At 63.0% G+C, this 22,497-nt stretch carries 20 protein-coding genes; 9 read left to right on the top strand and 11 right to left on the bottom strand.

The window, feature by feature from the left end:
* Window positions 1-76: 76 nt before the first annotated feature.
* Both OQE56_RS12265 and OQE56_RS12260 read left to right on the top strand, forming a co-directional pair.
* Window positions 77-640 (top strand): UPF0149 family protein, encoded by a 564-nt coding sequence (locus OQE56_RS12265; RefSeq protein WP_267224642.1) that lies wholly within the window; start codon window positions 77-79, stop codon window positions 638-640.
* Entirely contained in the window at window positions 637-1,947 is a 1,311-nt protein-coding gene (locus OQE56_RS12260) for an aminopeptidase P N-terminal domain-containing protein (RefSeq protein WP_267224641.1), read from the top strand. Before OQE56_RS12265 ends, OQE56_RS12260 begins: the two co-directional genes overlap by 4 nt.
* A 1,055-nt stretch (window positions 1,948-3,002) precedes the next feature.
* On the opposite strand, the gene cydX is transcribed toward OQE56_RS12260, so the two are convergent.
* The 9 genes from cydX to nosZ all read right to left on the bottom strand — a co-directional run bounded on the left by cydX (window position 3,003) and on the right by nosZ (window position 13,652).
* Window positions 3,003-3,128 carry a cytochrome bd-I oxidase subunit CydX gene (gene cydX, locus OQE56_RS12255; RefSeq protein WP_267224640.1) on the bottom strand — a complete coding sequence of 42 codons (126 nt, stop codon included), beginning with the start codon at window positions 3,126-3,128 and terminating at the stop codon, window positions 3,003-3,005.
* A gap of 15 nt (window positions 3,129-3,143) precedes the next feature.
* The gene (cydB, locus tag OQE56_RS12250) at window positions 3,144-4,274 is read right to left on the bottom strand and encodes a cytochrome d ubiquinol oxidase subunit II (RefSeq protein ID WP_267224639.1); all 1,131 of its coding nucleotides are present in this window, start codon (window positions 4,272-4,274) and stop codon (window positions 3,144-3,146) included.
* A gap of 12 nt (window positions 4,275-4,286) precedes the next feature.
* Window positions 4,287-5,867 (bottom strand): cytochrome ubiquinol oxidase subunit I, encoded by a 1,581-nt coding sequence (locus OQE56_RS12245; protein ID WP_267224638.1) that lies wholly within the window; start codon window positions 5,865-5,867, stop codon window positions 4,287-4,289.
* Window positions 5,868-5,869: 2 nt separating this feature from the next.
* Window positions 5,870-6,106: a cytochrome oxidase putative small subunit CydP gene (gene cydP / locus OQE56_RS12240; RefSeq protein WP_267224637.1), complete on the bottom strand. Its 237-nt coding sequence runs from the start codon at window positions 6,104-6,106 to the stop codon at window positions 5,870-5,872.
* A gap of 240 nt (window positions 6,107-6,346) precedes the next feature.
* Entirely contained in the window at window positions 6,347-7,669 is a 1,323-nt protein-coding gene (gene pepQ / locus OQE56_RS12235; protein WP_267224636.1) for a Xaa-Pro dipeptidase, read from the bottom strand.
* A 138-nt stretch (window positions 7,670-7,807) separates the two neighbouring features.
* Complete coding sequence (locus tag OQE56_RS12230; protein WP_267224634.1) at window positions 7,808-8,167, bottom strand: PilZ domain-containing protein; 360 nt, start codon at window positions 8,165-8,167, stop codon at window positions 7,808-7,810.
* Window positions 8,164-10,437 (bottom strand): DUF1631 family protein, encoded by a 2,274-nt coding sequence (locus OQE56_RS12225; protein WP_267224633.1) that lies wholly within the window; start codon window positions 10,435-10,437, stop codon window positions 8,164-8,166. Before OQE56_RS12225 ends, OQE56_RS12230 begins: the two co-directional genes overlap by 4 nt.
* Window positions 10,438-10,533: 96 nt before the next feature.
* A complete protein-coding gene (locus OQE56_RS12220; protein ID WP_267224632.1) occupies window positions 10,534-11,631 on the bottom strand; it encodes an FAD:protein FMN transferase in 1,098 nt (365 codons plus the stop codon).
* Window positions 11,632-11,699: 68 nt separating this feature from the next.
* On the bottom strand, window positions 11,700-13,652 hold the full coding sequence (gene nosZ, locus OQE56_RS12215; RefSeq protein WP_267224631.1) for a TAT-dependent nitrous-oxide reductase: 1,953 nt from the start codon (window positions 13,650-13,652) through the stop codon (window positions 11,700-11,702).
* Between the two features lie 244 nt (window positions 13,653-13,896).
* Here nosZ and OQE56_RS12210 point away from each other — a divergent pair, with 244 nt between their 5' ends.
* From OQE56_RS12210 to OQE56_RS12180, 7 genes are all read left to right on the top strand, one after another.
* The gene (locus tag OQE56_RS12210; RefSeq protein ID WP_267224630.1) at window positions 13,897-14,316 is read left to right on the top strand and encodes a c-type cytochrome; all 420 of its coding nucleotides are present in this window, start codon (window positions 13,897-13,899) and stop codon (window positions 14,314-14,316) included.
* Window positions 14,317-14,405: 89 nt separating this feature from the next.
* Window positions 14,406-16,523, top strand: a complete 2,118-nt coding sequence (locus OQE56_RS12205) for a NosR/NirI family protein (protein WP_267224629.1) — start codon at window positions 14,406-14,408, stop codon at window positions 16,521-16,523.
* Window positions 16,520-17,776 (top strand): nitrous oxide reductase family maturation protein NosD, encoded by a 1,257-nt coding sequence (locus OQE56_RS12200; RefSeq protein WP_267224628.1) that lies wholly within the window; start codon window positions 16,520-16,522, stop codon window positions 17,774-17,776. Before OQE56_RS12205 ends, OQE56_RS12200 begins: the two co-directional genes overlap by 4 nt.
* Entirely contained in the window at window positions 17,757-18,695 is a 939-nt protein-coding gene (locus OQE56_RS12195) for an ABC transporter ATP-binding protein (protein ID WP_267224627.1), read from the top strand. The genes OQE56_RS12200 and OQE56_RS12195 overlap by 20 nt, the downstream gene beginning before the upstream one ends.
* Complete coding sequence (locus OQE56_RS12190) at window positions 18,692-19,528, top strand: ABC transporter permease (RefSeq protein ID WP_267224626.1); 837 nt, start codon at window positions 18,692-18,694, stop codon at window positions 19,526-19,528. Before OQE56_RS12195 ends, OQE56_RS12190 begins: the two co-directional genes overlap by 4 nt.
* Window positions 19,525-20,031: a nitrous oxide reductase accessory protein NosL gene (locus OQE56_RS12185; protein WP_267224625.1), complete on the top strand. Its 507-nt coding sequence runs from the start codon at window positions 19,525-19,527 to the stop codon at window positions 20,029-20,031. Before OQE56_RS12190 ends, OQE56_RS12185 begins: the two co-directional genes overlap by 4 nt.
* 10 nt (window positions 20,032-20,041) lie before the next feature.
* Complete coding sequence (locus tag OQE56_RS12180) at window positions 20,042-20,692, top strand: hypothetical protein (RefSeq protein WP_267224624.1); 651 nt, start codon at window positions 20,042-20,044, stop codon at window positions 20,690-20,692.
* A 28-nt stretch (window positions 20,693-20,720) separates the two neighbouring features.
* Here the strand turns inward: OQE56_RS12180 and hemW are convergent, their stop codons facing one another.
* Together hemW and rdgB are read right to left on the bottom strand one after the other, a co-directional pair.
* The gene (gene hemW / locus OQE56_RS12175) at window positions 20,721-21,887 is read right to left on the bottom strand and encodes a radical SAM family heme chaperone HemW (protein ID WP_267224622.1); all 1,167 of its coding nucleotides are present in this window, start codon (window positions 21,885-21,887) and stop codon (window positions 20,721-20,723) included.
* Window positions 21,888-21,897: 10 nt separating this feature from the next.
* Window positions 21,898-22,497 carry an RdgB/HAM1 family non-canonical purine NTP pyrophosphatase gene (gene rdgB / locus OQE56_RS12170; protein ID WP_267224621.1) on the bottom strand — a complete coding sequence of 200 codons (600 nt, stop codon included), beginning with the start codon at window positions 22,495-22,497 and terminating at the stop codon, window positions 21,898-21,900.

Here is a 22,497-nt window from a genome sequence, read left to right as displayed (position 1 = left end):
CCCAAAGCAGCAGGCTCGGGGGCGTTTCGGGAACCAGTGCATTAAACTGAGCCATTGTCTTGAAAGGAGCCTGGCCATGACCGCAAACGAGCTGATCGGCTACGACGAACTGGATGCCGCGGCCGCCCGATTGCAGCTGGCAGAGGACGCCAGCGGACTGCATGGCTCCCTGTGCGGTTTCCTCGCGGGGGGCGGCCGTATCGGCAAGCAATCCGTAGTGGAGGCGCTGCACATGGATGCCGAAGCGGCCACGCCGTCCGCCGGTGACAAGGCATTGCTGGACCGCCTGGTGAAGCAGACCGAATCCGAACTGGCCGATCCCGAGCTGGGCTTCGAACCGCTGATGCCGGCCGACGACCGTCCACTGGCCGAGCGTGCGGACGCCCTGGTCGACTGGTGCCGCGGTTTTCTCGGTGGCTTTGGCCTCGGCGGCGCCGAAAGCCACAGCAAGCTGTCCGACGAGGCACGCGAGATCCTCAAGGACCTTGGCACCATCGCCGCGTCTGCATTTGAATTCGGCGACGAGGCGGAGGACGAAGACTCGCTCATCGAAGTGCATGAATTCGTACGCATGGGCGCCATGCTGCTGTTTGCCGAGTGCTCCAACCGCAACGCTTCCAACAGCGACACCGTGCATTGAGCATTTCGCCCGAGGAATACGCCCGCCGCCGCCGTCAGCTGATGCGCATGGCGGGCGAGGACGCGGTACTGCTGATCGCCGCCTCGCCTGAGCGCGTGCGTAACGCCGACGCCAACTGGCCTTACCGCCAGGACTCGGATCTGCACTATCTCTGCGGCTTTCCCGAACCGGACTCTGTGCTTGCCTTGCTGCCGGGGCGCAAGCATGGCGAGGCTGTACTGTTCTGTCGCGAACGCGATGAGGAACATGAGCGTTGGCATGGCGAGTCGATCGGCGCCGAGCGCGCCGTGAGCGAGCACGGCATGGATGATGCGTTTCCCATCGACGACATCGACGACATTCTGCCGGGCATGATTGAGGGCAGGGCGCGGGTGTACTGCCACTTTGGCCGCGAACCCGAGTTCGACGCACGCCTGCTCGGCTGGATGCGCCGTTTGCGCCAGCTGCGTGGTGGTGGTGTGGTGCCCAAGGAATTCGTTGCGCTGGGGCACCTGCTGCACGATTTGCGCCTCTACAAGTCGCGCGGCGAACTCAAACTGATGCAGGCGTCGTCATCGATCGCCGCCGATGCTCATGTCGCGGCGATGCGCGCGGCCATCGCAGGCCGTCACGAGTACGAAGTGGAAGCTGAAGTGCTGCGCGTCATGCGCAGCCGTGGCGCCGTACCGGCCTTTCCGCCCATCGTCGCCGGTGGTACCAACGCTTGCGTGATGCACTACACCGCCAATCGCGCGGTATTGCGCGACGGCGATCTGCTGCTGGTCGATGCCGGCGCGGAAGTGGACTGCTACGCCTCTGACATTACGCGCACCTTCCCCATCAATGGCCGCTACAGTCGCGAACAGCGCGCATTGTACGAAGTGGTTTACGCCGCGCAGCTGGCAGCGATCGATGAGGTACTTCCCGGCCGGGCTTTTAATGCTGCACATGAAGCGGCCGTCCGGGTGATTGCCGAGGGTCTGTGCGCGCTGGGTCTGCTCAAGGGGAGTGCCGACGATGCCATCGCCGAAGGAAGCTATAAGCGCTTCTTCCCGGCGAAGACCGGGCATTGGCTGGGCCTCGACGTACATGATGTGGGCGATTACCGCGTCGATGGCGAGCCGCGTGTGCTCGAACCGGGCATGGTGGTGACGGTGGAGCCTGGCATCTATGTGCCGCCGGGAGATTTCACGGTGCCTGAGCGGTGGCGCGGCATTGGTATTCGCATCGAGGACGATGTGGCGGTGACGCGCGAGGGCAATGAGGTGTTGACGGATGGTGTGCCGAAGGAAGCGGGCGAGATTGAGGCGTTGCTCTCGGGGCGCTAGTTTTTTTACTCGTTGTTTTGATGCGGGTTGCGTTGGTGCGAAGCGGTCACGCTTTTAGCTCCCTCTCCCCTCTGGGGAGAGGGTTGGGGTGAGGGGTGGGTGCTCGCGGTGACGTTGATCCCCCTCACCGTCATCCCAGCGAAAGCTGGAAGCGCTTCACAACAGCCGAAGGCTGGTCATCCAGTGACTTTGCTCTGGTGTGAGGTCTCCGCGACCTGGCTCGCCTGCGGCGGGCTTCCGACCTCCTGCCGGAGGCCGGGTCACTTCTCTTTGCGTGGCCAAAGAGAAGTAACCAAGAGAAAGGCCACCCCGATGGCGCGCCCTTCGGGTGCGCGTGCGGGTTACGGGGTTTTTCGACAGGGCTTCCTGCCCTGACGAAAAACTGGCCGGCATCCATGCCGGCCACCCTGCGGGCTATTCCTCCACCCGCCCGCCGCGCCATAGGGGCCCGGAGGTCAAGAGCGAAAGCCAGAGCCGGAGCCAGAGCGGCGCGCGACGCGCGCCAGAAGCAAAGGGCAGAGCGGAGGCCAAAGCCAAAGCCAAAGCAAAGGGCATCGAGGCCTACCTGCACGTGGAACATGGACACGGCTTCGCCAAGTGCGATGTGCAGCGAAGCTGCACGAGCCGTCTGCTTTTGATCTGAGGGGCCCCTGTGCGGCGGTGAGGGTTGGACGATCAGGCCCGCAGGGGGATCGGCATGGATGCCGATCCCTTTTCGTCAGGGCAGGATGCCCTGTCGAAAAGCCCGGCCGACCCTCACGGACTTGCCGGGCTACCAGCCCGGCAAGCGCCAAGCGGGGTGCTCTTTCTTTTGGTTACTTTTCTTTGAGCAAGCAAAGAAAAGTGACCCGGCGATCGGCAGATCGTCGGAAGCCCGCCGCAGGCGAGCCAGAGTGCGGAGTAGCCACAAAAGGGCAAAACACAAAACCGCCAGATAGAAACGTTACCGCGAGCACCCGCCCCTCACCCCAACCCTCTCCCCGGAGGGGAGAGGGAGCTGAAAGCAGGGCACATCGCGCCTATTCGCATAGAGGCCAAGCAGTATCTCAATGCCCCTACGGCCCCCGCGGCTCCTTCCGCTGATGCGCCTCATCCGTGGCCTGCACCTCGTACCACATCGCGTTGAGGATGCCGAACGCACAAGCCAGCCCAAGGCCGAGAATCCAGGAGAAATACCACATGATGTCGTTCCTCTCTCAATACATGTGACCGGACTGGCGCACGTGCTCCAGCGTCACCCGGCCGCGCAGCACACGAAACACCCAGCTCGTATAAATGATGATGATCGGCAGGAACACGGCCGTCGCGCCAAGCATCACTCCCAGCGTGCCCTTGCTGGATGAGGCGTCCCACACGGTCAGGCTGGAGCGCGGGTCAATGCTCGACGGCAGCAGGAACGGAAACAGCGCGAAGCCTGCGGAAAGAATCGTTCCGGCCACCATCGCACTGCTCCAGATGAAGCACGCGAGGCCCTTCTTGCCGATACTCAGCTGCACACCGATGGCGCCCAGTACGCCAAGCACCGGTGCCAGCCAGAACCATGGGTATTGCATGTAGCTGGCGAACCAGCTGCTGCCATGCGCCACTTCCTTGTAAAGGGGATTGGACACGCCGTTGGTGACGACGGGTCCCACGATGGCGTATCCGGCCACGCCATACGCAAGCCAGATGCCGGCAAGTACGTAGAACACCACATAGGCGAGGGTGGCCCAGCGCCCCACGCGTACCGCGCGGTCGGCAATCGTCTGGTCGGCCTTATAGGCGACCCAGCACGTGCCGTGAGCGAGCAGCATGGTCAGCGATACCAGGCCCGCGACCAGCGCGAAGGGATGCAGCAGATCGAAGAAGCCGCCGTGCCATGTCATGCGCAGGTTGCCATCGAAGCGGAACGGCACGCCAAGGAACAGGTTGCCGAAGGCCACACCGGAAATCAGCATCACCACGATGCCCGAAACGGTCAGCACCGCGTCCCATAGGTTGCGCCAACGTGCATCGTGGATCTTGCTGCGGAAGTTGAAGCCTACCGGCCGCACGATAAACGCGAGCAGCACCAGGAAAATCGCCAGGTACATGCCGGAAAACGACACAGCGTAGAGCGCAGGCCATGCGGCAAAGGCGGCGCCGCCACCCAGGATGAACCACACCTGGTTGCCTTCCCAGGTAGGCTCGATGGTCTCCAGCAACACGAGTCGCTCATCGTCGGTGCGGCCCAGCACGCGCAACAGGGCGGCGACGCCGAAGTCGAAGCCGTCCATCACTGCGAAGCCGATCAGCAGGGTGCCGAGCAGAGCCCACCAGATCACGCGAAGCGTTTCATAGTCGAACATGACGCTCTCTCCTCAGGCCTGCACCGGAACAGTGGTAGCTGCGGGTGCGGGCGAGGCAGGTGGCCACAGGCCCAGCCCGTCGGGGCCCTTGCGGGCGAACTTCAGCATCAACACCGCGTCGATGATGGCCAGAGCGCTGTAGAACAGCACGAAACCACCCAGCGACGTCCACACCTGGCCGGCAGTCACGCTGGATACGCCCAACGCGGTCGGCAACACCCCTTCGATCGCCCAAGGCTGGCGGCCGTATTCGGCCACGATCCAGCCAAGTTCTGCCGCAAGCCAGGGCAGCGGCAGGCTCCACAGGGCGAGCTTCAGGTACCAGCGGTGCTTATCCAGCTGACGCTTGCTGGCCTGCCAGAACGAGTAGGCAAACAACGCGATGAAGTAGAAGCCACAAGCCACCATGATGCGGAATGACCAGAACAACACCGGTACGTTGGGGATGGTGCTGTCGGCCGCCTTCTGGATATCGGCTGGCGTAGCGTGGCGCGGGTCGTCGATGAAGCGCTTCAGCAGCAAGGCATAACCCAGGTCCTTGTCGTGGGCCGCGAGAATGGCTTTGGCTTGTGCATTGTTTCGGTCTTCGCGCAATACCAGCATCGCGTCATAGGCGCGGATGCCGTTGTCGATGCGACCTTTGGTTTCCTCGACCAGATTCGTGATGCCCGGAATCGGCTTGTCGATCGATCGTGTGCCGATCAGACCCATCACCCAGGGAATGCGTATCGCGTAATGGGTGGTCTTGTTTTCGACATCAGGCAAACCGAACAGGGTGAATGACGCCGGTGCTGGTTCGGTTTCCCACATGGCCTCGATGGCGGCCATCTTCATCTTCTGGTTCTCGGAGACGGCGTAGCCCGATTCATCACCAAGCACCACCACCGAAAGCGCTGCGGCCAGGCCAAAGCTGGCGGCCACGGTCATCGAGCGCTTGGCGAAATCCACATTGCGTCCGCGCAGCAGGTACCACGCGCTGATCGAAAGGACGAACACGGAGCCCATCACATAGCCCGCGCTGACGGTGTGCACGAACTTCGCTTGTGCAACAGGGTTGAAGAACACCTCGGAAAACGACGTGACTTCCATGCGCATCGTCTCGGGGTTGAACGCCGAGCCGACAGGGTTCTGCATCCAGCCGTTGGCGATCAGGATCCACAGCGCGGAAAGACTGGTGGCCAGCGCGAGAAACCAGGTGACAAGCGAGTGTGCCACGCGCGACAGACGGTTCCAGCCCATAAAGAACAACCCGACCAGCGTGCCTTCAAGGAAGAACGCCATCAGGCCCTCAATGGCCAGCGGCGTACCGAAGACATCGCCCACATAGTGGGCGTAGTAGGCCCAGTTCATGCCGAACTGGAATTCCATGGTGACGCCGGTGGCAACACCCATGGCGAAGTTGATGCCAAACAACACACCCCAGAACTGCACCATGCGTTTCCAGACTTCGCGCCCGGTCATCACATAGACGGCCTCCATGATGGCGAGCATCCACACCAGGCCCAGCGTGAGTGGCACGAACAGGAAGTGATAGAGCGCCGTGAGTGCAAATTGCAGGCGCGACAGCGTGACGACATCGGGGGCGATGCTCATGGTCATTTCACTTGCGAAGAGGAAGAGGATGGCGCCGGCGCGAGCAGATGCTCTATGGCGGCAGGACGCGTATCGGGGCGTGAATAGGGGGCGATGGCCACCCACCAGATCAGCGTGAGCAGCGTGATCTTGGCGAGCACCAACAGAATCAGTTTAAGCGCGAGCTTACGTAGCTCCGGACGTGGCGAGTCGAGGGGTACGGCATCGGGCGATGTCGAGTCGGCTGACGGATTGGCCATGCGATGTGCCCGTACCATAACAAGGGCGAGCATACGCATCCCGTGTGAAGGTGTCGTGCGTAGGGTTGCCGCAGCGGTGGATGGCCGCAGGGGTAGAAAATCGATGGCCTTTTGGCAGCTCTTTCGTGTACGCGTCCATCAAGCGATGGTGTGGCGGCGGCGACGCGAAACGCTTCGCCATGGCATCACGCCGGCGTGAGCCGGCGTGATGCCAGTGGCTGCATGTTGGCCTCTATGCAATTAGATCCGCGCGAAAGCATCGCGCGTGAGGTTTTCCGGCGCACCATCGGTGCATACCACATCATCTTCGATGCGAATGCCGCCATACGGCCGGAAACTGTCTACTTTGGCCCAGTCGATGTCCCTGGCCTCCGGCTTCGCGCGCAGCTCGTCCAGCAACATGTCGATGAAGTACAGACCGGGCTCAATCGTTACCACCATGCCCGGCTCGAGCACGCGCGTCATGCGCAGATAAGGGTGGCCCTGCGGACGGGCGATGGTGCCGCCGCTTTCGCTGGCCTGGAAGCCGGCGACGTCATGCACTTGCAGACCGATCGGATGGCCAAGGCCATGCGGAAAGAACGTGGATGTGACGCCGGAAGCGACGGCGCTTTCTGCGCTCATGCGTATGACGCCATGCTCGCGCAGCACGTTCGCCAGCACATGATGCGCGTGAATGTGGAGTTCGGGATAACTCTGACCAGCGCGCACCTTAGCGGCAAACGCCTGTTGTGCAGCGTCGACGCTGTCGATCAGTGCTTGAAATTCGCTATGGCCATAAGCCGCGTAGGTGCGCGTGATGTCGCTGGCATAGCCCGATGCGCTGGCGCCCGCGTCGATCAGAAACGAACGGTTCTGCAACGGTGCCTTACGGTCGAAGTGCGTGTAATGCAGCACGGCACCATGTTCATTCAGGGCGACTATGCTCGCATAGGGCAGCTCCGCGTCGATCTGCCGGGCAGCGGCGAGGTAGGCCATGTGAATGTCGAATTCGCTTTCGCCAGCACGGAAGGCCTGTTCGGCGGCCGTATGCGCGCGTGCGCCGATGCGGCTGGCTTCTCGCACCAATGCGAGCTCATACGGTGTCTTGTAGGAGCGATGCCAGTGCAGGTAGTCGAGCACGACCTGCGGGTTGTTGGCTTCGGCGCCGGGCACGGCCGGGCATTCGGGGCCGATGATGGCGCGGCGCGTATCGGCACCCGGCAACAGGGCCACGGCATCGGTCGCGTTGCGCACGATCTCGATATCAAAATGGTCCACCCAGTAGCCGTGCGGCGCTTCCGGTACGACGTGCCAGTAGTCCTTGGGCTGCAGGAAGATCAGCTTGGGCTTGTGCCCGGGCGTATAGACAATCCAGCTGCCTGGCGTGTCCGTCAGTGGCAGCCAGTGGCGGAAATGGGGGTTGGCGACAAAGGGGTAATCCTGGTCGTCGAGATACTTGCGCAGCGGCATGCTCGCCGCGATCACCAGGTGATCGAACCCGCCCAGCGCAAGCGCCTTGTCGGCGCGTGCGCGCAGCGTGGTCAGGTGCTGGGCATAAAGCGGGGCGAGAAGGTCGTGCATGACAACTCCGGGCGGTGCGCCTGGCATGGGCGCCGGGCAGGTGGGGAAGGTCCCATCATCGCGCGGAGGGGCAGGTATCGCCAGTTTTGACGAGCGGATCGGTTCCGGGCTTGCGCTCTCCCGGGAGCCAGGGATGGGCTATCCCCGGTCGGGCTGCTCCAGCCATGCATCCAGCAGTGCGGCATCCGCTTCATCCATAGCCACGATGCGATAGCCCGACCACACCTGTCCTGGACTTGCAGCGGCCTCGTGCCATTGCTCCTGTATGCCCACTTCGATGCTCTGCGGATGACTGCCCAGACCCGGAAGTGCCAGGCTGACCTGATAGATCGCTTCGCTGCGCGGCGGATGCGTGCTGATCAGCAACATGCCGGTAGCGGACAGGTTGCCCAGATGGCCAATCGTCTGGCCACTGATCACGTCGGTAACCACCGCGGTGAAATTGGCGCGCTTGCGCAGGGCCCGGCGTTGATCGATGGAGGCGACGTTCTCACTCACGACGAGGATGCTCCGTTGCGCGAATGGGCTGGGTGGACGCGTGTCAGCTGGCGAAGCTGATTCGTCAGTGCCTGCCAGGCGCGGTCGAACAGACCCTCCCTCACCGGCGGCATTTCGCGCACGCGGCCACAGGCTATTTCGTGCGCCAGCTGTGCGAGTGTGACCTCGTCGCCGCGCAACCCTCGCCGGGTGACGAACAGACTGTGGTCGTTGACCGGCGAGTACCACGCCAGCTTGCGTTGTGTAACGCGGCCGTTGGCCGGGTCGATGAACTCGAACCAGGTGCCGAACGGCAATTGCCGCAGGCGATGGTAGATGCGTTGCTCGGGGGATTCCGGTGCCAGCGGTGGCGGTGCCGGCGGTGGCGCCGCAGGCGCGGGCTCGGTGGAGCCATGCTCGCCCAGCCGCTGACGCTGTTTGAGCTTGAGCGCCAGTTCGGTGGTGGTAGCGGCATCGGTCGCCGCCGGCGTCTGGGCCTGAATGCCGAGCAGGCGCTGAGCCACTTGCACGGCTTCTTCCGTATGCATGCCGATTTGCTGCAACCCCGATTCCACTTCGGCTTGCAACAGATGGCGATCGGAGACGGGCTCCTGTCCCAGTAGCTGATCGGTGACGCGCAGCCGCGAGGTAAACGCCTCGCTGTCTTCGCCGTGGCGCAGCAGGGTGAGCGCAAGCACATCGGACCACGCGCGTTCCAGCAGCGTGCGGAGCAGGCCGCGCGGATTGCAGGTGGCGAACCGTTGGGTCATCAGCTCGGTGGCACGATGGCGTGCCTGCTCCAGCCGCTCACGCCCTTGCATGGCTTCGACCTGCCGGCGTTCGGCAATCTGCGCCTTGCGATTGAGCAGCCCAAGATGATGTTCGATGTCTGCCAGCAGGCTGGTGTAAAGCCCCGTGCTGGGCGGTTCGCGCCGCGCGCGGTCTACCAGTTGATTGAGTTTGGCGGTGAGTGAGCGGTCGACGTCGCCTTCCGGACCATCGAGCCAGTCGTTGGCTGCTTCGGCCACCATGCTCAGCAGCTTGCGGGCAGGGTGTTCCTGTTGATTGAAGAAGCCCTGGTCCGCAACGGCCATGCGTAGCAAGGGCAGTTGCAAATCACCCAGCAGCGAATGTGCGTTGCTGTTGCGCTGCATTTGATGGCCGAGCTGCTCAAACAGCATGGCCACCAGCTCAACCGTGTCACCCTGCTCATCACTCAGGTGCGTTTGCGCGGAGCCCGCCGGTTTGCCGGTATTGAGCTGGGTGAGCAGTTCATCGCGCAAGGCCTGAGCGCTGCGCAGTTCGCGCTGCGCCTGGGTGGCCACATCGCTCACATGCAGCTGCAAAGCATCCAGCGCAAGTTGCAGTTCTTCCGATGTCGCGGCGCGACCGCCCGAGTGGTAGTTCAGTGCGCCCTGGCCGGCGCGGTGCTGCGCGAGCATTTCGCGCAGGTTGTCGAGTACCGCGATGTTGTCGCTACGCGGTGCACTGGCAGGCGAGGTGGCGGCTGGGTGTTGCCCGACGTTGCTGGTGGCCTCGGTGTTTGCCGTGCGCGGCTGACGCTCCACCTGGCTGCGCGGCACGATGGGGAAGGCGCGAAGCTGGGGCAGGATGCCATCGCCACGCAGATGCTCGTTGACGGTGTCGTACAGCGTCGCCAGGCTAAGCACCACGGACGTGTCGAAACTTTGCAGCAACAGCAGCCGATGCTCCACTGGCAGATCCATGGGAGCGACGGCGTCACGGAAGGCGATGGCCAGTGCCTGCGGTCCGAGTGGCAGGCTTTCACCCTCGAGCGGCGGTTCGCCTACGAGTACCGCAAAGCGATAGCCCAGTTCGAACAGGGCCATGGCATATCGGGCCTCGCCACGCGCCACCAGTTTGTCGAGCGCCGCGGTCTGCTCGTGTTCGGTCTGGTCGAGTAATTCCAGCGGACGGCGCAGGGCATCGTGCTCGGTTTCCGCCGGGATCACGGTACCCAGCCGGCTGAAATACTGGCTCACGCCATCGTCGAAGCGCCGCTCAAGGTCGTCGCGCTGTTGTTGCAGCACGTAGCGCGAGAACAGGCATAGCTGTTGCTCGATGTGATTGCGCGATCGCTCCGCCTGGGCGTAGAGCCGCTGTTCGGCGTCCCCCAGGCACAGGCGCAGGGGTGTTTCCAGCCAGCTGGCGCTGAGCGCGTGCGTTTCTTCGATCAGTCGACGTGCGCGCGGCGACCAGCCTGCATGGTCGGGGCGCGCCCCCCGATCAGATGCAAACGGCTGACGTCGACCCTGCTGTTCGACATCCATGACAGCCCTTTGTGAATTCCCCCCGGACAGGGGGGAACTCTAAACGGGCCGGGACAGGACTGCCATCGGCTAGAAGGAAGATCTATGCAGGCTGGATCACAGCTCAGGGGATATCACGACCTGGGGCGGCCGGACGCCGGCTGGCTGGCAGTCCAGTGCGGGGCCGGGTAGTACCTCCATGGGCATAGAGGCGCCGTTTGCCCTTAGCCGCAGTCGCATGCCCGAGGTGACCCGGAGGATGCCGTCGTGGCCCAGCAGCATCGCGCAGCCCAGATGCATGCGCTCGGTGGCGCGCTGGAACCCGGCCGGCCCCGCCACCATTAGCGCGGTGCTGGCCATGTCCGCGACGGTCGGGTCGTTGAGGATGACGCTGGCCGCCGAGCTTACGTGCTGGGGATGGCCTTGCCGTGTATCGATGATGTGTCCGCCTTCCCCCGGCGTGGCCCGGTGCCGGACGTAATCGCCGGAAGAGGACAGTGCCTCACCGTCATGCAGCGTGACGCCGGCCATCACGCCGGAAGGGCTGTTGAGGCCCACGCGCCACGGCTTGCCATCGTTGTCGCCAACCGCCAGAACGAAGCCGCCGATATAGATCAGGGCATGGTCAATGCCATGCTTGTCCAGCAACTGACGGACCTGTCCGGCGGCATAACCTTCGGCCAGGCCGTTGAGGTCGAGCGACACGGCTGTATTGCTTGCTGAGACAGTGCCGTCGCCGGCGACGTGCACATCGCGCATGGTGGGCAAGGCCGCGACCATGGCGTGGATCTGGGTGTCGGTGGGTGCAGGTGTTTCTACCGGGTATTTACTGGTGTGAAAGCCCCAGGCGCCGATCAGCTTTCCTGCGGCAGCGTTGAACCATCCGTCGCTCAGTTCGTACCCCTCCTGGGCACGCCGGATCATGTCGGCGACATCCGGTGGCACGCGTGCCGCGTGTCCCTGGGCAAGTGCGTCGTTGAGGCGGGTGAGGTCGCTGGGGTTCCAGGGGTGCCAACTCTGATGGTCGTGGGCAAAAAGCTTTCCGATATCTTCCAGCGCCGCCTGCGCCTGGTCCTGATCGGCGTCCCGCAGCTGGATGCGGGCGCGTGTACCGAACACCAGATACTCCCCCTCCACCGGTTGCTGGGGGCGAAGCGATAACACGGCTGCCGCGATGACGCCGGCCAATAGCAGGGCAATGAGTAGGCGATGCATGGGGATGGTTTGCGATGGTGCCGTGAAGCGCCACACTCCTTGCGGCGCTTCACGGCCCTCCACGGCACTTACGGTTGAACGATCAGGCGGGAACGCATTTCCAGATGCAATGCATGGCAGAAGTGCGTGCAGTAGCACCAGAAAATGCCGGGCTTGTCGGCAACGAAGGTGACCGACTTGGTTTCTTGCGGATTGACGATGAAGTTGATGTTGTACTTCGGAATGCCGAAGCCGTGCGTAAGGTCTTCGACCTTGTCGTGGTTGGTCAGGGTGATGGTGACGATATCGCCCTTCTTCACCGTGAACTCGCGCATCGAATAGGCCGGCGCCTGCGACATCAGGCGGATGTGCACCTTGTTGCCGTTGCGCTCGATCGTGCTCTCCTCCTTGCTCTTGACGGCATTGGGGAACTCGTTGAGATCGTAGATCTGGCGCGTCTTGATGATGTCGGCACGCACGATGATGGCGTCATGCGGTTCCGGGGCAGCCGAGTGATCGTGGATCAGCTTCATCTTTTCGCCGGTGATGTCGATGAGCTGTTCCGTCTCCACGTGCAGCGGCCCCACGGGCAGGAAGCGGTCCTTGGAGAACTTGTTACCCGAGTTGAAGAACTTGCCATCGGGCTCCTTGGTCTCGCCCATGGTCGTGTAGCCATGGCCAGGCTGGTAATGAACATCGATTGTGTCGATGATCACCTTGGCCTTGGTGTCGCCCTTGAACTGCGCGATAGCGCCATCGACGCTCCACTTGGCGATCTTGCTGTCCAGGAACAGCGTCGTATAGGCGTTGCCGCGCCCGTCAAAAGCGGTATGCAAGGGCCCCAGGCCCACATTGGGCTCGGCCACGACGGCATCACGGGGTTTGGCCAGTTCGCCATCGAACCACTTGTGCACCAGCGCCAGTTCGATCACCGAGCAGGTGGGCGAAAGCTTGCCCGAGCACACGAAGTACTTGGCATCGGGGCTCGCGTTCACACCATGCGGGTTCTTCGGCACCGGTACGTAGCAGGTGAGTGCGGTCTTCGGGTCGGCATTGGCTGCCTTGCGGCCATCCACCACAGGCACCTTCGAATCACCGATGGTGGTGAATTTGCCTGCCGCCACGGCTTGTTCGATGCGGGCAATGTTGAAGAACACGCAGGCGTCCTGCTCCGCGGACATCATGTCCTCGTAGTGAATGCCGTTCTCGGTGTTGTACTGGTTGGATGCGGCGAGCTTGCCGTCGTAGCTGGTGGCCACCAGATCCATGTTGCCGTCGATACGGCACTGCCAGCGCACTTCCATGCTTTCCGCGTCAATGCAGCTGAACAGGCAGCCGTACTTCTCCGGAGCGTCTTCATCGCGCCCATCGTTCGGCAGGGGAATATGGAATTCCGCACCGGCGAATACGCGCGTGGTGTGGTTGATCGACGCGTCCACCGGGTCACGCTTGTCGGGGAAGAGGCCGTGGTGTCCCTGCACATTGGGCAGCTCGACGATCTTGTCCACTTCAAACGTGTCGCCGCGAATACGCGCCACGCGGGCGTTCAACTTGTCGTTAACCCAGAAATGTTTGCCGTCGTATGTGCCGTCGTTGTACGAGCCGTGCACATGGTGGGTGTCGCCCGTCCAGTATTTGAGCTGGCCATCCGGACGCGTGCCGATGATGGCGCGCGACTCATTGGTAATGCCCCATCCCACCATCGGGTCGATGTTGAAGACGGGGATGCGCTTGATCGTTCGGCCGGACGGGCAACCAAGAATGCGCACTTCACCGGAGTGGCCGCCGGAAGAAATGATGTAGTAGGCATCCAGCTTGCCGGGCGGCACATCGTATTCGGGGTGTCCGGCAGGCAGCGCGGCTGACGCCGATGACGCAGATGCGGCAGCGTTGTTGCCGGCCTGCTGTTGCGAGGATCCGCAGGCGGTAAGACCGAGCACTGCGCCTGTGCCCGCCAAGCCCGCCATCGCTGTGGTGCCAAGGAACTTCCTTCGACTTGGATCAGCTACCGAATAGCCGTCTTTTGTTTCGTTACCGCTCATCTGCGCATCCCTCTTTGGTCGCGTCGGGTTTAGACGACGCGGACTCTAGGATTCGCATGACGACAAGCAATTGATTCAAGTCACGCATGATCGAAGTTCCACAATGCGCGTGCCGGATCGATTGTCACAGGGCTGACTCACGTCAAGGTGAAAACCGTCCTCCGCTGGTCTCATCTTTGTGTCGTCCAATGCAGCTTGTGCTTGCACGTGCACGACGCGCATCCGTACTCAGGGAAATCAATCGATGAAAGTCAGTCACTTTGGCGCTCCGCTGATCGTTGCGGCAGCCGTGCTTCTTGCTGCGTGTGGTGGCGACAAGGCCGCATCTGCTGGCGACGCAGCATCGTCGCCATCGGTCGCCGCCGAGGCGCCTGCCGCAGCACCCGCCGCCGAGCCTGTTGCTGCCGAGCCTTCTCCTGGCGAGAAGGTGTACCAGGGCACCTGCGTGATGTGTCACGGCAGCCCTGCCGTCGGCGCCCCGGTGCTCGGCAACAAAGAGGATTGGGCTCCGCGCATCGCGCAAGGCAAGGATGTGCTCTACGCCCATGCGCTGGACGGCTTCTCGGGTCAGAAGGGCGCCATGCCCGCGCACGGCGGTAACCCGAGCCTCGACGATGCCGCGATCAAGGCGGCGGTCGACTTCATGGTCAGCAAGGCGCAATAAGGCGGAAACGCGTCATGGACAGGGAAGGAGTGCGCCTCGGGCACGGCGCCGCTTTAGGGTGTAGTCGTCGATTTGGATGGCTATTCGTTTTGTTGAGCGGGTGTTGGCTGCTGTTTGGCAGCAGCCACGCCTGGGCGGGCGCCTACGAGGCCGAGTTGCCGGCGGCGATGTTTGCCAGTCCTGATCTGTGCCAGTACGCGCCATGCGGCAGTGTGCTGCCGCAAGCTGAGCGTTTCTCGCTGCGAAAGGGCCAGCCTTCGTATGTCGAGGGCATTCGCCAGCGCAACGGGCGCGACGAAGTCGTCGGCTACGTGTTCCTCTCCACCGATACCACGCCGGACATCGTCGGTTACTCGGGCAAGCCGATCATCACCCTGGTAGGCATGGACGCGCAGGGGCATATCACCGGCGTGCGTATCCTTCGCCACAGCGAGCCGATCTTGCTGGCGGGTATTCCCGAAGAGAAGCTGGTGAGTTACGTCGCCCAGTACACCGGCAAACCGGCCGGTGCGCATTTCGAACTGGGTCGTGCCGACGGCACCAATGTGCCGATGGACGCGATCAGTGGCGCCACCGTCACCGTGCTCGCCGAGAACCAGATGGTAGGACGCGGTAGTTACGCCGTGGCTCGCCAGGTCGGGCTGATCCATGCGGTAGAACGCCCGCAGGCCCGATTCACTGCGGCCACTGCACCGTCCGACTGGGCGGGGCTGGTGGCAGAAGGAAGCATCGGACACTTGAAGGTCATGCCCGGGCAAGTGGATGAGCCAGGCGCTGACCGCCCTTTCATCGATCTTTGGTTTGGCTATCTCAACGCGCCGGCGGTGGGCAAGGCCGTGTTGGGCGCTTCGGGCTATCAGCATCTGATGGCTGACCTGAAGCCGGGTGAGCATGCCATCTTCATCGTCAATGGCGGCAGCAGCTCGTTCAAAGGCTCGGCCTTTGTGCGTGGCGGCGTATTTGACCGCATCCAGATCACGCAGGACGCCGACACCTATCAGTTCGGCGACGGCGACTACCGCAACCTCTATCACCTGGATATTTCCGGCGTGCCGGCGTACGACGAGTCGGGCATCTTCATACTTCGTGGCGCATCGTTCTCCGCGGCCTATCCCTGGCGTCTCGCCTTTCTTTCCAAGCATGCCGGCGACCATGGCACCGCGGAATTCGCGAACTTCAATGCCGAGTACTGGCTGCCTGCGCGTTATCTGGAAGGCGGCCGGCCTACCGTCGAAAAGCCGGTTCCCGCGTGGGTGAAGTTATGGAAGGCCAAGGTCTTCACAATCGCCGTCTTCGTTGCATTGTTGCTGTTTGTCGCCGTGTTCTACGCCTTGCACAGGCGCTGGGCTGCACGCTCGCGGCGCAACGACAAGCGCTGGATCCTGTGGCCGCACATGGCGGTCTGGGTGATTGCCTTTGGCTTCATCGGTGTCATGCAACTGGCCCAGCCGTCCGTGGTGCAGGTGCTTACGCTGATCCATGCGCCGTTTGAAGGGTGGCGTTGGGATTTGTTCCTCAGTGACCCGCTGATCTTCCTGTTCTGGATCTTCATCGCGATCACCATCGCGCTGTGGGGGCGCGGGGTGTTTTGCGGCTGGCTCTGCCCTTACGGCTCCATGAGCGAGTTGCTGTTCCGCAGTGCACGTCGGCTCGGCCTGGGGCGGTGGCAGTTTGCTTTGCCATCGCGCTGGCATCACCGCCTGCGCTGGATGAAATACGTCGTACTGCTGGTATTGGTGGCGGCCTCGTTCCACTCGATGGCGCTGGCCGAGCGCATGGCGGAGGTGGAGCCGTTCAAGACCACCTTCATGGTGCATGTGTGGCACCGCAGCTGGCCGTTTGTCCTGTTCTGGTCGGTACTGGTGACGGCTTCGATGTTCATCGAGCGGCCCTTTTGCAAGTACCTGTGTCCGCTGGGTGCCGCTCTGGCGTTGCCTTCGCGGTTCCGCCTGTTCGGCTTGCGGCGCAAGGCGGATTGCACCACCTGTAAGGCGTGCGCGGTGGGCTGCGGTTCCCAGGCCATTGATGCGAAGGGCCGGATTGATCCGACCGAATGCATGCAGTGCCTCGATTGCATGGTGCTCTATCACGACGATCATGCCTGCCCGCCGCTCAGCGCGGAACGCAAGCGGCGTACCAAAGCGGGTCTGCCGCTGACGCCCATCGGCCGCGATGGTCACTTCATCCCGATCAAGTTGATCGAATGAGACGCCTGGCAGCGGTACTTCTGCTTGGCATGGCCGCTTTCTCTGCGGGGGCGGCCACGCTCCAGGTGCATCCCGGTGACCGGATCGATGTGGCCATCGCGCAGGCATCGGCAGGCGACACCATCGAGCTTCAGCGGGGAACGTATGTGGGGAGCCTACGCATCGATAAGCCGCTGGCGCTTGTGGGTATCGGTCGTCCCACCATCAGCGGCGACGGGCAAGGGGATGTGATTCGTGTCGCGTCCCCTGATGTGCGCATCGAAGGGGTGATTGTTCGGGACAGTGGTGACGATCTCGGTGCCCAGAACGCCGGCATCTATATTCAGCCGGGATCGGATCGTGCGGTCGTGCGCCACTGCGATTTCGCCCACGTACTTTTCGGCTTGTGGATCGAGAAAAGCAATCAGGTGAGGGTGGAAGACAACCTGATCACCGGCATGCGCGAAAAGCTTTCATCGCAGCGTGGCAACGCCATCCAGCTGTACAACACGGACGGTGCAACGATCGCCCGAAATCACATCAGCTTTGCCCGGGATGGCATCTACGTCGACGTATCGCACCACGCGCGCTTTATCGAAAACCGCATCCATGACGTGCGCTACGGCACGCATTACATGAACTCCTACCACAACCTGTGGGAGGGCAATGAGAGTTTTCACAATCTCGGTGGCCTGGCGCTGATGGAAGTGCGCGACATCGAAGTGCGCAACAACGTAGCGTGGGGGAATGCCAGTCACGGCATCATGTTACGAACCATCCAGGACTCCACCTTCACCGGCAACGTTTCGGCGGGCAATGGCGTGGGTCTGTTCGTCTACGACGCCGAGTACGTCGCCCTGCGCAACAACCTGGTGGTCGGCAACGCGGTCGGCGTGCACCTGTGGGCCGGTTCGTACAACAACGAGGTGGACGGCAACGACTTTATCGGCAACACCGAACAGGTGAGCTACGTAGCTACGCGTGATGTGCAGTGGGGCAAGCGCGAAGGCAATTACTGGAGCAACTACCTGGGCTGGGACGCTGATGCGGATGGTTACGGTGACGTGCCATTCGAGGCCAACGAGCTTACCGACCGGCTGGTGTCGCGCTACCCCTTCGTCAAGCTGCTCGACAGCAGCCCTGCGATGCAGGCGCTGGGGTTGGCCGCGCGGCAGTTTCCGGTGTTGCGCGTGGCCACCATTTTCGACGCGCATCCGGCGATGCGCCCCCATCATGCCGACTGGAGTAAGTGGCTTGAGCGCAGCGGTCGTTGAAATCAAAGACGTGGTGAAGCGCTATGCGGGCACGCCCGTCGTGCGTGGCGTCAGCTTTTCCTGCGGGGAGGGCGAGGTCGTCGGTCTGGCAGGTCACAACGGCGCCGGCAAGAGCACGCTGTTCAAGATGATGCTCGGCATCATTGCAGCGGATGAAGGGGACATTGTTCTCTTTGGCGAACCGGTGCGCGGCCGGCGCTTTCGCGAGGTACGCCGTGCCATCGGTTATCTGCCGGAGCACGTGGCGCTCTACGACAACCTTTCGGGCCTGGAGACGCTGCGCTTTTTTGCGCGGCTGAAATCCGCCGACCCGGCGCAATGCAAGACGTTGCTCAAGCGCGTGGGATTGGAACAGTCCATGCACCGTGCCGTGCGCGAATACTCCAAGGGTATGCGCCAGCGCCTGGGTTTTGCGCAGGCTTTGATGGGGGAGCCGCGCCTGCTGCTGCTGGATGAGCCGACCAATGGCCTGGATCCCGAGGCCATCCACACGTTCTACGACGTACTGCAGCAACTGAGACAGGAGGGGGCCACCATCATCCTCTGTTCGCATTTGCTGGCTGAGATCCAGACGCGGGTGGATCGGCTTGCCATCATGGCTAGTGGCCGTCTGGTCGCCCAGGGCACAGTAGCCGAACTGACCGATGTGGCGGGCTTGCCGGCGCGATGGATCGTGACGCCGAAAGACGGTGCGCACGAATGGGTGAGAAACGTCGTGCTGTCCGCCGGCTTTGTTCCCATGCAACGGCCTGATGGCGTGGTCGAGGTGACCGTTGCCATGCCGGACCGCATGGCGCTGCTCCATGCATTGGCGGGCATGTCCGATGCACTGGCGGCCTACACGCTCGCCGAGCCGACGCTAGAAGATGTGTTCCTGCGCCATCAGCGTGTCGCGGTAGCGTCGGAGCGTGCCGCATGAGCCGGCCGGCGATGTCGTGTTGGCAATGGCGCCTGGTGATGGCGATTGCCGCCAAAGAGTGGCGAGACAGGCTACGCAACCGCTGGGTGCTGGCAGTGGCGGTGGTATTTGCCACCTTTGCGTTGTTGATCGCGTACTTTGGTGGTGCCCAGTCAGGTGTGGTGGGGTTGCGCAGTGCGGCTGCCACGGTGGCCAGTCTGACCAGCCTCGCCATCTATCTGGTGCCTCTGATTGCATTGCTGCTGGGTTTCGACGCCGTCGTGGGCGAGCGTGAACGTGGCGTGCTTGATCTGTTGCTGTCGCTGCCAGTGACGCGGGCGGAGTTGCTGATCGGTAAGTACCTTGGGCTGGCAGCGGCCTTGTCCGTCGCGACCCTGGCAGGCTTCGGCGCCGCGCTGGTGCCGTTGGCCCGTGCCATGGACGTGGCATCGCTGGTGATCTACCTGCGATTCGTGGGCAGTGCGCTGATGCTTGGCCTCGCCTTTCTCAGCCTGGCGGTGCTGGTGTCGACTGTAGCGCGCGATCGCACGCGCGCCACCGGTGCGGCGATCGCACTGTGGTTCGGCTTCGTGCTGGTGTTCGACCTGTCATTGCTGGGCGTGCTGGTGGCTTCGGCAGGCAGCCATGCATCTGCCTGGGCACCGTATGCCTTGTTGCTCAACCCCGCGGATGTATTTCGCGTCATCAACGTGTTTGGCGCCGACGCGCTGCGCAGCTCGTTTGGGTTGGGCACCTTGATGGCGCAAGGCTGGAATGCGCCGGCCACGCTTTACACCGTGCTGGCCGCCTGGATCGTCGTGCCGTTGGGCATGGCACTTTGGAGATTTCGATGAGTTCGATTCGACGTTTCGTTCCCGTCTTCCTCGTGGTGTTACTGGCCGCGTGCGCACAGCAGGCGGCCACCATGGAGCCGGTTGAGCCACGTGCCGACACGCATTGCGAGCTCGATGGCATGACGCTTGCGGATTACCCCGGCCCGAAGGGTCAGGTTCGTTACGCGGAAGGCAAGACCGCGTACTTCTGCGACACGCTGGAATTGCTTTCGATGCTGCTTCACCCGGAGCTGGTTCGCCCGATGGCGGGCGCGTATACGCAAGACATGGGGCATGCGGACTGGGAACACCCGCAAGGCAACTGGATCGACGCAACTAAGGCGATCTATGTGCGTGGCGCACGCCGCAATGGAAGCATGGGTCCAACACTCGCCAGTTTTGCCGAACGCGCCGATGCCGAAGCATTCGCCCATCAGTTCGGCGGGGAAGTATTGACCTACGCACAGATCACGCCGGAGATGGTGCGCCTGGATGGTGCCGCCGGCGGTGACATGGGCATGTGATGGAGAACCTATGAACGCTTTCTTTGAACGCGTGGAACCTGAAACCGCATCCGCCATTGCGGACGTATCGAGGCGCATGTTCGACCTGCGCGAGCGGCGCAAGCGACTGCTCGCAGAGACCGGCAGCGAGAGTGCCGATGACATGCTGGCTGCCGTGCGCGACGGGTCGTTGCCCGAGCATCCCGGTTACGACGCCTGGCTCGCGGTGCAGCTGATCGGCCAACGCGAAGAGGCCTTGCGGGAAACTTTGCAATGGCGCTGTCTGATCGCCAATGGCGGAAAAGAGCTGCTGCCGCCGCCGCGATCCGGCATGGCGGCATTGGCGCATCGGTTGAAGCCGTCTCTGCCGCCAGGTTTTGCGGGAGGTATGCAGCTGCACCATGACGGCATCGCGTTCCATAGCGTGTCGGGCGTCAACGCCTTGGTGCGCATCGTGACGCCTCAGGCATGGTCGCTGGAGTGGCAATGGGCGGGCGAGCGGTGGCGGCTTGATACGGCACCGGTCGAGCATCCCGGCATCGACACCGTGGGCCACGTGCATCGGCCCGACGGCTCCTTGGCCGCCAATCCGGTGACGTTACCGCCGGAAGCGGATGCCTTAGCGGTTGTCCTCGAATTTCTCAAAGCGTTGGCGCAGTCGCCGACACTCGGCCTGATTTAAAGCGGCAGGCGGTGTCCCATGCTTTCGATCATTCGAGAAAGCTGGAAATGACGTCGTTGAGAAAGCGCTGCCCGAGCGGGGTGGTGCGCAGCTGTGCGGGGTCGTCGGTAAGCCAGCCGCGCTGGCGGGCAGCCGTCAGTGCGGGGGCGATGCGGTCGATAGGCAGGCCCGTGCGGGCGGCGAAGTCGGCTGCGGGCACGCCGTCGATCAGGCGCAGCGCGTTGAGCATGTACTCGAAGGGCAACTCGGCCGTGGCGACCGAACCGTCGCCACCGATGCGTTCGCTACCCCCCGGGGCAGCCAGGTACGCTTTGGGATGGCGGGTTTTCCAGCGGCGCCGGATCTCGCCGGAGTCGCTATCGCTGAGCTTGCCGTGTGCGCCGGCACCGATGCCCAGGTAATCGCCGAAGCGCCAGTAGTTGAGGTTGTGCGCGCAACGGCGATCAGCCTGCGCATAAGCGGATATCTCGTATTGGCCGTAGCCTGCCGCGGCCAATTGCTGCTCGCAGGCTTCCTGCATGGCCCATGCGTGGTCGTCATCGGGCAGCGGGGGCGGGTTGGCGGCGAAGGCGGTGTTCGGCTCCAGCGTGAGCTGGTAGTGCGAGATATGCGTCGGCTGTAGCGCCACAGCGCGCTCGACATCCGCCTCAGCGCCTTGCTGCGTCTGCTCGGGCAGGGCGTACATCAGGTCGAGATTGATATTGGCGTATCCGGCGTCTTGTGCGGACTTCACCGCGGCCTCTGCCTCTTTGGCGGAGTGAATACGGCCCAGTCGCCGAAGCTTCTCGTCGTCGAAGCTCTGAATGCCGAACGAAAGACGGTTGACGCCGGCGGACAAGTAGCCATCGAAACGGCCATGCTCGACGGTGCCGGGATTGGTTTCGAGGGTGATCTCGGTGTGATCGGTCATCGGCAGGCGCGAGCGAACGCCATCGAGGAAGCGATCGATGAGTTCTGGCGCGAACAGGCTGGGCGTGCCGCCACCGAAAAAGATGCTGTGCACCGGACGGCCGCTTGCGGCAGCGCCGAAATCACGCAAGTCGGCATCGAGGTCGGCAAGCAGCGCATCGACATACGACGCATACGGCGGTGGCTCGCCGCGCAGGCCGTGCGAATTGAAATCACAGTACGGGCACTTCTTCACACACCACGGCATGTGGACGTAGAGCGATAGCGGTGGTGCGATCAGGGCCATGCGGTCATGCTCAGGAATGTGGCGCGTCCAGGCTGGCGCGTAGCTGCGCCAATGCCCGTGCGCGATGGCTGATGCGATTCTTCAGGCCGGGCGTCAGCTCGGCGGCACTCACTGCTTCGCCGTCGGGAAGGAACAGCGGGTCGTAGCCAAAACCATGCGTGCCGCGCTGTTCGGTGAGCACGCTCCCGTGCCAGCGGCCCTCGGCGACCAGCGGTGCCGGATCATCGGCATGCTGCAACAACACCAGTACACAGATGAAGAACGCGCCACGCTGCTCGGTGGGCACACCCTCCAATTCGTGCAGCAAACGAGCGTTGTTGGCCGCGTTGTCGCCATGACGGCCGCTGTAGCGTGCCGAATACAGGCCCGGCGCACCGCGCAGATGCTCGACACACAGGCCGGAGTCGTCGGCCAGGGCGGGCAGGCCACTGATGCGCGAAGCGTGACGGGCTTTGAGCAGCGCGTTCTCCACGAAGGTGAGACCGGTTTCCTCGACGTCACTGACATCGTACGCCGACTGCGCGACGAAACTGAGGCCGCTGTCGGCCAGCAGGGCGTTGAATTCCGTCAGTTTGCCGGGATTGCTGCTGGCCAGAACGATACGTGTCAT

The organism is Dyella silvae (assembly GCF_026421305.1).
Lineage (GTDB): Bacteria > Pseudomonadota > Gammaproteobacteria > Xanthomonadales > Rhodanobacteraceae > Dyella > Dyella silvae.
Note: the sequence above shows the minus strand (reverse complement) of the source record. Positions and strands in the feature narration are given on the sequence as shown.